The 14,280-nt window shown below is 43.5% G+C and carries 12 protein-coding genes; 4 read left to right on the forward strand and 8 right to left on the reverse strand.

Translation table 11 applies throughout. The features are described 5' to 3' along the window. Positions 1-32: 32 nt before the first annotated feature. Positions 33-1,415 (forward strand): MATE family efflux transporter, encoded by a 1,383-nt coding sequence (locus L4D05_RS08575; RefSeq protein WP_428793658.1) that lies wholly within the window; start codon positions 33-35, stop codon positions 1,413-1,415. A 124-nt stretch (positions 1,416-1,539) separates the two neighbouring features. Here the strand turns inward: L4D05_RS08575 and L4D05_RS08580 are convergent, their stop codons facing one another. Beyond that, entirely contained in the window at positions 1,540-2,427 is an 888-nt protein-coding gene (locus L4D05_RS08580; RefSeq protein WP_428751269.1) for a LysR family transcriptional regulator, read from the reverse strand. A 252-nt stretch (positions 2,428-2,679) separates the two neighbouring features. Between L4D05_RS08580 and L4D05_RS08585 the strand changes: the two genes are divergently transcribed. Next, positions 2,680-3,048, forward strand: coding sequence for a MaoP family protein (locus tag L4D05_RS08585; protein ID WP_265673955.1), 369 nt, complete (start codon positions 2,680-2,682; stop codon positions 3,046-3,048). A gap of 314 nt (positions 3,049-3,362) precedes the next feature. Here L4D05_RS08585 and L4D05_RS08590 read toward each other — a convergent pair whose 3' ends face one another. From L4D05_RS08590 to L4D05_RS08620, 7 genes are all read right to left on the reverse strand, one after another. Further along, the gene (locus L4D05_RS08590; RefSeq protein ID WP_265673956.1) at positions 3,363-3,800 is read right to left on the reverse strand and encodes an ATP-dependent zinc protease family protein; all 438 of its coding nucleotides are present in this window, start codon (positions 3,798-3,800) and stop codon (positions 3,363-3,365) included. Positions 3,801-3,803: 3 nt separating this feature from the next. Further along, complete coding sequence (locus L4D05_RS08595; RefSeq protein WP_428751270.1) at positions 3,804-4,823, reverse strand: succinylglutamate desuccinylase/aspartoacylase family protein; 1,020 nt, start codon at positions 4,821-4,823, stop codon at positions 3,804-3,806. Next, the gene (rimK, locus tag L4D05_RS08600; RefSeq protein ID WP_265673958.1) at positions 4,824-5,729 is read right to left on the reverse strand and encodes a 30S ribosomal protein S6--L-glutamate ligase; all 906 of its coding nucleotides are present in this window, start codon (positions 5,727-5,729) and stop codon (positions 4,824-4,826) included. A 492-nt stretch (positions 5,730-6,221) separates the two neighbouring features. Beyond that, the gene (gene galE / locus L4D05_RS08605) at positions 6,222-7,238 is read right to left on the reverse strand and encodes a UDP-glucose 4-epimerase GalE (RefSeq protein ID WP_428751272.1); all 1,017 of its coding nucleotides are present in this window, start codon (positions 7,236-7,238) and stop codon (positions 6,222-6,224) included. Positions 7,239-7,384: 146 nt separating this feature from the next. Beyond that, positions 7,385-8,794 carry an FAD-dependent oxidoreductase gene (locus L4D05_RS08610; RefSeq protein WP_428751273.1) on the reverse strand — a complete coding sequence of 470 codons (1,410 nt, stop codon included), beginning with the start codon at positions 8,792-8,794 and terminating at the stop codon, positions 7,385-7,387. A 274-nt stretch (positions 8,795-9,068) separates the two neighbouring features. Beyond that, positions 9,069-11,498, reverse strand: a complete 2,430-nt coding sequence (locus L4D05_RS08615) for an ABC transporter permease (protein ID WP_428793659.1) — start codon at positions 11,496-11,498, stop codon at positions 9,069-9,071. Position 11,499: 1 nt separating this feature from the next. After that, positions 11,500-12,177, reverse strand: a complete 678-nt coding sequence (locus L4D05_RS08620; protein WP_428751275.1) for an ABC transporter ATP-binding protein — start codon at positions 12,175-12,177, stop codon at positions 11,500-11,502. Between L4D05_RS08620 and L4D05_RS08625 the strand changes: the two genes are divergently transcribed. Together L4D05_RS08625 and fabV are read left to right on the forward strand one after the other, a co-directional pair. Beyond that, entirely contained in the window at positions 12,176-12,784 is a 609-nt protein-coding gene (locus L4D05_RS08625; protein ID WP_428751276.1) for an arylesterase, read from the forward strand. The two genes, L4D05_RS08620 and L4D05_RS08625, sit on opposite strands and share 2 nt — an antisense overlap. A 245-nt stretch (positions 12,785-13,029) precedes the next feature. Next, positions 13,030-14,226, forward strand: coding sequence for an enoyl-ACP reductase FabV (gene fabV / locus L4D05_RS08630; protein WP_428793660.1), 1,197 nt, complete (start codon positions 13,030-13,032; stop codon positions 14,224-14,226). Positions 14,227-14,280: the final 54 nt, after the last annotated feature.

The raw sequence follows: 14,280 nt of genomic DNA on the forward strand, positions 1-14,280 counted from the left end.
TTGACGCTAATCACACTGTTTAAGGAGCAGCTATGACAACCCACACTCACTCTCTGTCATCTAAGAATGCTACTCAAAACCAAATGCTTGCCACTGTCGTGAAGCTTGGTTTTCCTGTTGCTATTCAAAGCGCACTGGTTGCGATTTTAGCAATGGCTGACGTGCTTATGGTCAGCGATTTTGGTCATGAAGCGACAGCTGCCGTTGGTATTGCCTCTAAATGGCACTTCGTTGCGATCATGATTATGGCTGGAATGGCCTCTGCGAACGGTGTCCTTGTTGCTCAATATTGGGGACGTAACGACAAACGTTCTGCAAAGACAATAACACAGCTTTCAATGATTGTGGGTGCCAAACTTCTCATCCCTGTCACGCTCGTGATTACCGTCTTTTCAAGCTTTATCATGATGCTGCAAACCAGTGATATGTCAGTTATCGAATTAGGTTCGACCTACTTATGGTATGCCTTTCCGGTATTAATTCTTACTCACTTGGTGATTGTTGCCGAATCTGCCATGCGCTCATCCGGTGACGCTGTCACGCCTTTATTATTGGGCGGCGTGACGATTATCGTCAACATTGCTTTGAATTTCTGGCTTATTAAAGGCGGCTTTGGTGTGCCTGCTATGGGTGTCGCTGGCGCAGCACTCGCGACGTCAATTTCGCGCTTATTACAAGTGGCATTAATCTGGGGTTGCCTTCACTATCGCCAACATTGGTTACTACAGGTGAAACAACTCGACTCCCATACCCGATTATGGGACTCGTATAAGAAACTGGCGGTTCCGACGACAATTAATGCCGTGCTATGGGCAATGGGCACACTTATGTATCAAGTCATTTTCGGCCATATGGGTACAACGGAACTTGCCGTATTTAGTATGATTGGGCCGTTCGAGTCTCTTTGCTATTCGCTGTTTTTTGGTATTTCTGTGGCTTGCTCAATTTTGCTTGGCCAATCTTTAGGCAGAGACGAGTTTGAACATGCATTTAGTATGTCAAAGTTCTTCATTAAAGCTGTGTTTGTTTTCGGCATTGTGGTGGGAGGCTTATTACTTACTAGCCGAGATACCATTCTCGGATGGTTAAACCTAACAGATGAGGCACTCTATCCACTCGCTTCCCCTGTGATGGTCATTATGTGCTGCGCTATCTGGCTACGCATGCTGAATTTGATCATCATTAATGGGATTTTAAGAGCCGGCGGGGATAACAAGTTCTGCTTACGTATGGATTTTATCTCTATGTGGACGGTCGGATTGCCGCTAACTGCTATTGGTGCTTTTGTCTTTGGCTTTGAATTTCCAATCGTTTACGCGTGTATGCTTATGGAAGAAGTGGTGAAATTAGGCTTATGCTTCCATCGCTACCTTAAGCGTCACTGGATGAACAACCTCACCCTGGCAGCGGCATAACCTGCGTCTACTAATTGCCACAACCATTTTCATAGAAAGACGTCGTTTAAGACTAACAAAAAAATACCCGCTTAAACTAGCGGGTATTTTTATTCACCAATGATAATAAGTTAATATGACCAATCTACTCTGGTGAGTCACTTGCTTGTTGCATTAAAAACGACGGCGACTGCTCAATGGTGTTGATTAGGCTTTCCACTTGTAAAATTGCCTCAATCGCTGTGCTGTTTTTACGATAACTGACAAATAGAGGGCGCGACCATGCTTCCGAATCCGACACAACATACAACTGTTCAGACTCAATAAACGGCTCTACTAGCATTAACGGCAGATAAGCACAGCCACCTTTCTCTAAAATAAAGTCCAATGCAATACGTCCAGTCGAAGTCCTTAAATAAGGCGCTGGAATGTTAGGATGGCGCTCTGCGTGCTCAAAACTAAATTGCGTTCCCCAATCCACATAGACGTACTTATCATTAAAGACTTCCTCTAGAAGATGCGGCTGTGTTGAAACCAGCACTAAGGGAAGCTCCGAAATCTGATGACTCTTAAACTCTTCAAGTTTAAATGGGTCAAACGAGAACGCGAGATCTAAGGTACGCTCTAACAGCTTACGGTTTAATTGCTCTCGCCCCAAAGACTCAGCAACAAAGCCATAACCGCTTAGAGAATCGGTCACAACACTCAAACAATTTTGTAAATAGGCATCCCATATGTTGGGTGTACCACCGATCGTTAATTGCAGCGCTTTATTGCTCTCTAACGATAGGTCAAACGTCGCCTGTTTAAGGGTCGACACCATAACTTCAGCGTAACCCACTAAACGCTCTCCGGCAGAGGTCAACTGGATATTATTTCTGTGCCGCGTAAACAAACGGGTATCAAAATGCTCTTCCAATTGCTTGATCCTCGCACTCACCGCAGCTTGTGTAATATACAAGTTCTCAGACGCGCGTCCAAAGTGCTTTTCCTTTGCGACTTCAAGGAAAGTTTGAAATACTTTTACATCCATAACCCACTCTCAAACAGTTTCTAACTCACTGAGCTTCTTTAATAATTCACTCATCATTCTACCGATTAACATCGCGTAAATCATAAATAGTTTTTATGATTTCGACAAAAACAATTCACTTCCTTTCTTCTCGGTTTCGCTCTATTTTCAGCGTTGAAATAACACCGGAATTTGTTGCTACTCAACCTCTAGGTTCAACAACAAATCCAATTAACCACATTGCTATACACTCTATTTTTCATTGAGAACGCTATGACTGATACTCAATTTCGCCACGGTAAAAAACGTTTTTATGACGCCGCAAAATTCCCTCGTGGGTTTGCTAAGTCCGGTGATTTTACGCTTCTAGAAGAAGACATCTTGGTAACTTTTGGTGAAACCATGTTAGCGCTTGAGCTAGGTGCCATTTCGCCAGAAAACGTTGATGAAAAACACTTCCTAAAAGTCATCGACAACCCAAGTAAAGCAAAAAGTAAACTTGAACACACTTGGCTTAAGTATGTAAGACTTGCTCGTGGTCGAAAAGCGTTCCATACACTTAACAGTAAATCAAAATATCGTGAAGCATCAAAAGATTACGACTACGATATGGAAAGTGATAACGAATTAGAGCCAGCGTAACGCGTTTCTTCCCCTTCCTCCTAGTCAAAGTAGAGCCCACAAATGCTCTACTTTTTTTATGTCGCGAGTTATAACACCAGCGGCAAAGTGAATCATTTAGGCTTTGACAACGCTCAATAACGAAAAAACCGCCTACAGGCGGTCTCGATAATCCCCTTTTAGCCTAGTTCAACATACTAATAGGTCAACATACTAATAGGTCAACATACTAATAGGTCAAGAGACTAGTAGTTGAACATGCTAAAAGGAGAAACAAGCGAATGACTTACTCTTTCAAGCTAAAATCAACAATGTTTTCACATCCATAGCAAGCGCTAATCAATTAGAAATGCTTTACCCGGATCAACATAAACTTTGTCTATCATCGCTTCACGCCCTAACAACATCATATAAGACATATCTTGACGATTGGTTAACGTCACTTCAATCGGCCACTCTCTGTCGCCTAAGCGAAACAAGGTTTGGATAACGCAACGCTGCTCTGTATCACCATTAGACGACTTAATGCGTCGTGAATCGATAACCAAAGATTCGCAATGTACAATTTGCTCTAGATGATAAATATCTGGGTGCAAATCATATTGAACGTACAGACGCCCCTCGCGCTTAACACGAGTAAGATTATCAACGTGCAGAGACGACGTTTTAGCGCCAGTATCTATGCGAACTTCTAGGTCAGTGATCCCAAACTCAGGAAGGCTACACAGCTCTAAGTTACCAATGATCATTCGATCGTTATATGTGTTTGGCATAATTTAAATGCTCGGTTCTACAGGAACAATCGAATCTTGCATGATTTCGATGTGTTCAAATACCTCTTCAGCGCAATCTCCAAAATACGCGATGTGATACATAGCTTCACCTTCTTGCACAAGCGGAATGTTTTGCTTGCCAATAATGATGCCAGCTCTATTTGACGTAACTTGGCTAATATTATTACCTAACGGTCCATTGATATCAGCCAGTATGTCTCCTTTCTCTACCTTAGAGCCTAAGGCGACATACTCTTTAACAAACCCACTCGCATCGGCACGCGTCCAATCGCTTCGGTTTGCAATAAACGGTTCAGTATTCGCCGCTTTAATTCGTTTACGGATCATACCTAACGCTTTAAGGACGCGAATTACGCCTTTCACGCCTGTTTGAATCGACAGTTCATCAAAACGCAATGCTTCCCCTGCTTCATAAAGCAGTACGCGAGCGCCGTTATTGACTGCAGCTTCTCGCAGTGAACCATCGCGTATGTTTGCATTCAATAGAACAGGTACTGCGAATGCCTCCGCAAGTAGCTTTGTTTCTGGGTCGTCTAAGTTAGCTCGGATCTGCGGTAAATTAGAGCGATGAATTGCCCCTGTATGCAAATCAATACCGTAGTCACAGTGAGCAACGATACTATTTAGAAACGTATACGCTAACCTTCCTGCCAACGAGCCTTTCTTTGAACCCGGAAAACAACGATTGAGATCGCGCCTATCCGGCATGTAACGGCTTTGGTTCAGTACGCCATAAACATTCACCATTGGAACGAAAATAAGCGTACCGTTTTGTAATTTTAAATTTTCAGCGATAAGTCGGCTAATAATTTCAATGCCGTTTAACTCATCACCATGTACAGCCGCACTGACAAAAACTGTCGGCCCTTCCTTCTTAGAGCGTATAACCTGAATCGGTATGGAAACCTCAGCATCGGTATACAATTTTGCTACGGGAATATTGATTTCTTTTCTTTCACCAGGGCGTATTTCTACGCCCGCAATAACAAGCTCTTTTGCCATTTAGCCACGTCCTATGGTTTTATTTTTGTTTGGCTTTGCGTTTTTTTCAATGAAATCGAAGATTAAGTCACCCACATCTTTGCCGGTTGCTTTTTCAATACCCTCTAAGCCAGGAGAAGAATTCACTTCCATGACTACCGGTCCATTTTTAGACTGAAGAATATCAACACCACAAAGGTTAAGGCCCATCGCTTTAGCTGCATTTACTGCTGTCGCACGCTCTTCTTTTGAAAGTTTAACAAGTTGAGCGCTGCCACCACGGTGAAGGTTTGAGCGGAACTCACCTTCTGCGGCTTGGCGTTTCATTGCAGCGATCACTTTACCGCCGACAACAAAACAACGAATATCTGCACCGTTTGCTTCTTCAATAAACTCTTGAACCAGTATGTTGGCTTTAAGCCCCATAAACGCCTCGATGACGCTTTCTGCAGCCTTAGTTGTTTCCGCCAATACCACACCGATACCTTGAGTGCCTTCCAACAGCTTGATCACTAGTGGCGCACCGCCAACATTCTTAATAAGATCTTGAATATTGTCTGGCTTGCTAGCAAACCCAGTTCTTGGCAAGCCAATACCTTTACGAGAAAGCAATTGAAGCGAGCGTAACTTATCGCGTGAGCGACTAATTGCTACCGATTCATTAACACAAAATGTTCCCATCATTTCGAATTGACGAACCACTGCCGTTCCATAAAAGGTAATAGAAGAACCTATACGTGGGATAACAGCGTCGTACTGTGGCAATTCCTCACCCATATAACGAACTTTCGAGCTACTACTCGTAATATCCATATAGCAATGCAGGGTATCAATGATATCCACTTGATGTCCCCTCGCTTCACCTGCTTCTTTAAGGCGACGAGTTGAGTACAAGTTTTCGTTGCGAGATAGAATCGCAATGCGCATGGCAGTATCCTCTTAGATATAGTTTGTTGTTTGGATTGTGAAACGCCGGTATACGAATGACCGGAAAGAGCGTGCACCTTAAGAGTTTAGCAGTTAAAAATAAAACGATAATTTTTATCCGTTACGACAAATATTTTTTGTTGGAAATGTCGAATTTGAGACACAAAAAAACCGGCCTAAGCCGGTTTTCGTTCAATAATTCATTCACTTAAAAATATGTAACTAAAAGGTATGAATGATGTTATTTTTTAGCCATTTCTTTTTTAACCATTACCGCTGAGGTAACGACAAAAGCAATGATGAGCGCTAACTCCATGGAGTTCCCCTACAATTCAAAAGAAATTTCGCACTTATTATTAAGTTGCGAGACCATTTTATCAAAAAAATAACAACATGACACTTTTTAATCACTAAACAACACGATGTGGATCAAAAAAAGGCGCATTACACGCCTTTCTAAGTCACATTTCACTAAATTGTTGGCTATTCACGTTATTCGCTAGGGTAACCATTTGGGTTCATTGATTGCCACTTCCATCCGTCTTCAGACATATCTTTAAGTGTTCGTACGGCTTTCCAGCCTAGATCACGGTTTGCTTTGCTCGGGTCTGCCCAGCATTCAGCAATATCACCAGGTCGGCGATCAACCACTTTATATGGAACATCTTTGCCCGACGCTTGGCTAAAGGCTTCTACCATATCAAGTACACTGTAACCATTTCCAGTACCTAAATTGTAGATATGCAGCCCTTTGTTCTGCTTTAACGTTTGTAATGCCGCAATATGCCCGTCCGCCAGATCCATCACATGAATATAGTCACGAACGCCAGTACCATCCTTTGTTGGATAATCGTTACCGAATACCGATAGGAACTCACGGCGGCCAACAGCAACTTGTGACACAAATGGCATTAAGTTATTAGGGATACCCTGAGGATCTTCCCCCATTTCGCCGCTTGGATGCGAACCAACAGGATTAAAATAGCGCAGTAACGTAATGGTCCAATCTGGATTTGCCTTTTGGAAATCAGTTAAACACTCCTCCACCATTAACTTGCTACGCCCATAAGGGTTGGTTGCGCTTAAAGGGAACGTTTCTGTGATAGGTACAGACGCAGGATCACCATACACAGTAGCCGATGAGCTAAAAACAATATGTTTGACGCCAGCGTCTCGCATCGCATCAACCAAAACCAACGTACCATTCACGTTGTTGTCGTAATACTCTAACGGTTTCTCAACTGACTCACCGACCGCTTTTAAACCGGCAAAATGAATCACAGCATCAATACTATATTGCTTGAGTGCACTAACCAATGCAGCCTTATCTCTCACATCCGCTTCAACAAATATCGGGCGTGTACCCGAAACATTTTCGATGCGATCGAGAACGGCCAACTTACTGTTATAGAGATTATCAAAAATGACAGGCGTCATACCTGCATTGATAAGTTGAACACACGTGTGGCTACCAATATAGCCTGCTCCGCCTGTTACTAGGATATTCATTAGCCAACTCCTTGTTTTTTATGTCGGAAAGTATAGCGTAACCAGCTTATACATCGCAATTTTTCCGCCCGTAGAAAGCAATTGATCTTAATACGTCCCTATCGCCTATATTCACATATAGTGATATTCACGTATGGCGATACGCTCTAATAAGCTTTTGCCAACGATTCAGGGTAACCACGTGAAAGAGCTAAGGCTTTGCCTCTTTGCTCCACCACATCTAAAGTAAAGTCGTTACTCAGCGAAGACGCTATATTTCTGACATCAAACCACCTTTCGGTAATTTTCTTCGCCGCTTCTAACGCTGAAGAGGCTTTCACTATCTCTAGTCTAGCGTAGTTTTCGCCTTCAAAACTGACATCGGCGGTTCTTAAGCTTGGATTGGTGCCCGGTATTTGCTGTGCACCATATAATGGTTTCCCCGCAGGAAGTGCTGTTGCGAAACTGGGAACATATTGACTCAGGTGGGCAATAGCACTCAGCGAACGCTGGTTTTGCACATCAAATGACCATCCTTTCTCTACTTTACTTATAAGATAGTGAGGCAAACAAGGCTGTGCACTAGTTAAGCTCGAGTGTGCCAGCCCATCTTTAAACAAGGTGATGTCTCCCGTCATACCGTGAAGTTGAAAGTAACCATCTGGATAAGGCGTCAGTTGTGCCATGCCACGGGGCGTACCTCGCTCACCATGAAAAATAACCTCTGGCCACTTTTCGTTGTTTGGGGTTTCCCAATGAGTGACGTAAGCGGCTTTAAACTCCACCATGCGCTGTCGACGGTAATGCATTTGGTCATCAATAATGCCAGTACGAAACCCACAGGCATTGATAACATAAGCATAATGTTCAAGTGAAAGATCATCACTCGTTATCGTCATCCCATTATCACATGGTGCGACATGATCAACCTTAACACCTGTGCGTATCGTTAAATTTGGCAGTTGCTCGGCCGCTAATTCAATTGTGGCAGCCACCCTAAACAGGCTAAGACCATACTCCTGCACGACATAAATAGGATATTTGAGACTATCGAGATCGGTATGATTAGCAAATGGGGTTAACCAATCATAGATTGTTTCTGGCGAAGACCCACCTTGCTTACCAATTAGCGCTTCCAGCTCTTCGCGTTCAACACGCTGATAATACTGCTCTGGATGACCGAGTACTTTGTTATGCGGATCCATTTCGACTAGCTGTTGGTAAGTGTTTTTAAGCAACTCCAGTCGTGGAAGTAAGGCGTCAGGATCCCCTTTATCGCTCTGCGGTATCGCAATCACAGTCGGACGACGGTTAACGGTATGAGGGAAGAAGCGAACAAAGGCGATAGATTGTTTTAGTAAAGCAATACAATCTTGGACGGACAGCTCTCGATACAAATTCCCACCAGCATGAAGATGGCAGATCGGTGGACCGCTAACTAAACCAACGTTCTTCTCAAATAATGTCACCTCAACACCTTGCTTTGCTAAGTAGAGTGCGACAGTAGCGCCCGCAACTCCACCTCCAATAATGGCAACACTTTTACCGCTGGTTACCTGAGCATTAACTGAGTTCATTGATTCGTTTTTATCGTTAATTCGTTTAGTTTTTATCGTTATATAGAAGCATTATTTTATCGTGATAGGCTATTAAAAAAAATCACATTTTTCATAATGTTTTTCTTGACATAATTTCACTGAATAACTGTTGAAAACACATTCCACACCTAAAGTTTCGCGCCATCACCGATACATCAATGGTTATGCTTTTATGTCAGGATTCTTACTTTTGAGTTATCCCAAATGTTATCCACCGTTTTTGTGGATAACTCAAAAACAGCGTGATTAAACCTTATGATATCCCATTATTATTGATACTAAGCATTTGTCGAATCAAAGAAAACAATACGGCGGCTAATGTGACAAAAGCAAGAATCGGTACTATGAACCAAGTGGACAAGTGCCAGACCCACGGCAGTTCAAAGCCCAACTTCATAATTAAGCCAACGACAATTTCAGCCCCTAATGTGGCAACAAGACCTGCGATTAACGCCATGACGCCATATTCAGACCAAATGGTTCGAATAATACGCTGACGACTGGCTCCAAGTGTTCTATATAAACGTAGCTCATCTTGACGCTGCGCAAGACTTAAGCGCAACAAAGTAAAGATGAGCAATATCCCAGCCAGCACACCAAGCGCAGCGAGTACCGTAATTGACCATACAATTTGTGACAGTAATGACTGTATCTTTTCACCCATGATACGAATATCCATGAGGCTAACGGTCGAATACTGCCTAGACAATGATGTGATCAACGCATTGTCTTGCTGCTCGATTCTAAAGCTCACTAACCAAGCACTTGGGATCGACTCCATGACATCGGGAGTGAAAATGAAATAGAAGTTCGGCTTCATATCACGCCATTCAACAAAGCGAATCGAATTCACCTTGGCCGTGACTTCCTGGCCGTTAATTGTAAAACCGAGTTCATCACCAATTTCGATATTTAGGCTCTCAGCAACTTGTTGCTCCACCGAAACACCATTTGTCGTGCTCCAAGCGCCCGTAATAACGTCGTTATAGTCTGGAATAGCTGTTGCGTACGTGAAGTTTAACTCTCGGCTAAGCGCATCAGTGCCTTCCTCACCTTTTTGTTGAGCAAGTTGCGCATCCTCGCCATTGATTAAAGTTAAGCGACCACGTGAAATAGGGAACGCTTGAGAACGTTTAACCGAATTCTCATCGAGGATCTGGAGATAAGGCTCTATTTCATGTTCGGCAATATTAAGAGCAAATGCATTAGGGGCATCGGCTGGCAACGTTCTTTGCCAATCGCTCAACAAATCGGTTCGAACCAACCAAATGGTTGTAAGTAACATCAGTGACAGCCCCAACGCCCCATACTGAAGCGCAGTGTGTCGTTTACTGCGATTAATGCGACTAATTGCTAATTTCAGGGAAACCGGCAATGAGATTCGTCCCAGTAACCAAGTACATAGGACACTTACCGCACCTAGAACACCGAATAAGCCAGCTATCCCAGCCAGTAGAATCCAAATGAGCGTGTTGTTTTGATAAACAACCACCAGCGGAATAAGGGGCACAGCAAGCAGTAAATAAATCCATCCGAAGCGTTTTTCATCGGCACTTTGCAGAACTTCAACCGATGAAACCGATACCAGTTTATACAACGGAATACCTAGAGCAGGAATACCAATCAGTAAGCTTGACGCAACAGAAATCACAGCTGGTAGCACGCCATAACTTGGTAAAGGACTAGGCAACAACTCTGTCAATGGAATACGTAACAAGTATTCTAAGCCAACCCCAAGCAGCAAGCCGACCACAATAGCCATCGTTACCAATAAACCGGCCTGTATTGCTAGCCAACGCACTACCCAGCGTTTGCTCGCTCCAAGGCTTTTTAACATCGCAACGGTTTTTCGACGGCTTTGAACATAGTTCTGGCAGGTTAGCACGAGCGTTGTCGCTGCCATAATAATAATGATGGCTACGGTCAGAGACAAATATTGAGTGGTTCGCTCAAAAATATCATTACTGCGGCTTGCTGAATCTTTATCCCGCCAGCGATCACTCGGAGACAGAGTCACGTTTTGTTTCAGTTCAGCAAGGACGTCGTCACTTCCGGTTAGGTATGCTCTAAACTGTACGCGACTCCCTAATTGAATCGCCCCTGTTTCTTCGACGGAGTTTTGATGAATATAAGCGGTTGGCATTTGTTGAAACGGGTTAAAGCTAATACCTGGTTCTTCAACGATCAAACCGCTCACCGCTAACTCAGCGTCTCCTACCGCAACTATATCCCCCTGTTTAACATTAAGTTGATCGGCAATTCTTTCATCTAACCACAGCTCATCTTGACCAACATGATGTTGTTGATGCTCATCTGATGCTAAAGTAAGCGTACCGCGTAACGGAAAGGCGTCATCAACCGCCTTAACCGTAATCAATTGCATGCCTGAGTCACTAAAAGACATCGTAGCAAAACGAGTATAGAAAGAGGCCTCTACGTCGCTGTTGGCAAATAATTCAAGATTAGCGTCTAAAATAGGATTGTCGGAAATATATATAGTGTCCGCAGACAACGCGTCTTTACCCTGTTTTACGATCACCTGCTCCATGCGTTCTGCGAGCGCCGCCAAACCAAAAATACAGGCAATAATCATCGTCAATGAAAGCGCAATCGGCCAAAGTTGACCTTGCTTTATTTCATCAACGCTCCACAGCAATAAACGCTTATTCACAGAGGAAGACATATTAGTGATCCTCAGTTAATTGACCCGCGTTCATAAGGAACACTCGATCGCATCGTTTGGCTAAAGAGAGGTCATGCGTCACTAGAACAAGTGTCGTACCGTGTTCTTGGTTCAAATTAAACAACAGCTCCACTATTTTATGGGCGGTATTTTGGTCAAGATTACCTGTTGGTTCATCAGCAAATAGAATTTTAGGGTTGGTCATAAACGCCCTCGCAATAGCGACTCGTTGCTGCTCACCTCCGGATAGTTGAGAAGGAAGATGATCGAGCCTGTGACCTAAGCCAACCGACTCCAACAAAGCCGTTGCTTTTTCAACGTCCTCGGCTTCCCCTCTTAATAGACACGGTAAAGTCACATTCCCTAGTGCACTTAAACTTGGAATCAATAAGAAGCTTTGGAAAACAAACCCTAAATGTTGGCTCCTTAACTCTGCTCGCGCCTCATCATCGAGTGTTGATATTTTTTTCCCTAATAACTCAATATCGCCGGTACTTGGCACATCCAGGCCAGCAAGTAGCGTCATTAACGTCGATTTTCCGGCTCCAGATGAGCCAACAATAGCAATCGACTCGCCACGATCTATGACAAGATTTACGTTTGCTAGGATTGTTAATTGCTCGGTTTTCGTAGACACTACTTTTGATACCGATTCGGCTTTTATGATGGAAGAACTCATGATTTGGCAACGTTCCTTTATAGTTTTATTTATTTTATCCCTAGCATCATTCCATGCTAAAGCCACCTCAATACTGATTCTCGGTGACAGCCTTAGTGCCGGTTACAATATGAAAGCCGAAGAGAGTTGGCCCACATTGCTACCAAACTTACTGTCAACGGCTGATCGCCCCGTCTCCGTAGTGAACGGCAGTGTATCTGGAGACACAACGGGAAATGGCTTAGCCAAATTACCCTCTTTACTAGACAGCCATCAACCAGATTATGTCCTTATCGAGCTTGGCGCTAACGATGGGCTTAGAGGATTTCAGCCCAACATCGTAAAAAACAACCTGCTGCAACTCATACGAATGAGCGAAGATGCAGGGGCAAAGGTTATGCTAATGCAGATTCGCATTCCACCAAATTATGGTAAAAGGTATGCAAAAATGTTTGAAGCTATCTACCCTGAAATTGCTGAACAAAGTGCCACCCCTTTGATTCCGTTCTTCTTAGAGCAAGTCATCACCAAGCCCGAATGGATGATGGACGATGGCCTACACCCAAAACCCGAAGCTCAGCCATTTATAGCCGAGACCGTTGCTAATGAAGTTCGACCCTATCTATAAACTATATACTCATCAAACGACGGACGCTTAGCGAACCATTAAACTTGATATTGAGGCATGTATAGATTTTAACGAAAACACATGGTTAATAATTAGCCTCACCGACCATATAGCCTCCCTCTAAAGGGCTAATTTGCTCAGATTAGTCCCTTAAAAACACCGTTTTTAATGGTCTAGCTCAATGTAGACTAATTATTATTACGTTACCCTAATTCTTTATCATCGTCTTAGATAGGTTGTAATTAATGATAATTGAACCAGTTATTCGCGGTGTTATTGCTCGCTCTGCCCATCCAGAAGGATGCAAAAAAGCGGTCGATAATCAAATTGAATACGTAAAATCCGCAGATCCGATCAAAGATGGTCCGAAACGCGTATTGATTTTGGGTGCTTCGTCCGGATTTGGCTTAGCGGCACGCATCGCATTAACATTTGGTGGCGCAGAAGCCGATACCATTGGTGTATCGTTTGAGCACGGCCCTTCTGAACAGGGCGTTGGTTCTGCAGGTTGGTACAACAATATCCACTTTAAACGTCGTGCCCAGCAGGCTGGTCGCCAAGCAATTAACATTATTGGTGACGCCTATTCAACTGAAACGCGTGAGCAAGTCATTGAGGCGATAGAAACCTACTTTGAAGGTGAAGTAGACCTCATTGTCTATAGTCTAGCGTCTGGACGCCGCACAAAAGAAGACGGCAACTATTGGCACTCGGCGATTAAACCAATTGGAGAGAGTGTTTCTGGTGCGATTATTAACCTCGAAACACAGCAATGGGAAAATACCACCTTAGAACCTGCAAGTGACGATGAAATTGAGGGCACACTTAAAGTCATGGGCGGGCAAGACTGGGAAAACTGGATTGATACCCTCATCAATACCGATTCTATTGCTAATGGATGTAAAACCATTGCCTTTTCTTATATCGGTCCAGAAGTGACTCACCCTATCTACCTTGATGGTACGCTAGGCAGAGCCAAGGTTGATTTACATCAAACCAGCCATGCACTCAACCTCGAGCTCGCGCATTTTAACGGCAACGCTTACGCTGCGGTTTGTAAGGCGCTCGTCACTAAAGCGAGTGTTTTTATCCCCGGCTTAACGCCATACCTATTAGCGCTGTACAAAACCATGAAAGAGCAAGGTACGCATGAGGGTTGTATTGAACAAATGCAGCGCCTGTTTAGCACTAAGCTTTATGGTCAAGACATCGTGCCTGTCGATGGTGAGAGGTTACTACGGGTTGACGATTTTGAATTAGACCCACAAACTCAACAACTGGTTTCTGAACGTTTAAGTCAAATGAATGAGCACAACTTTAAAGACATCGGTGACTTTGACGGCTTCCAACAAGAGTTCTTAAACCTTAATGGTTTTGGACTAGATGGCATTGATTACACTAAACGGACTGACGTAAATAAGCTTAAAACACTAACACCTTAGTTTAGTCGTTTAACATCTCCCACTCTCAAATTTGAGACGAATTAACAGTATCCT

Source organism: Vibrio nomapromontoriensis (assembly GCF_050337205.1).
Taxonomy (GTDB): domain Bacteria; phylum Pseudomonadota; class Gammaproteobacteria; order Enterobacterales; family Vibrionaceae; genus Vibrio; species Vibrio nomapromontoriensis.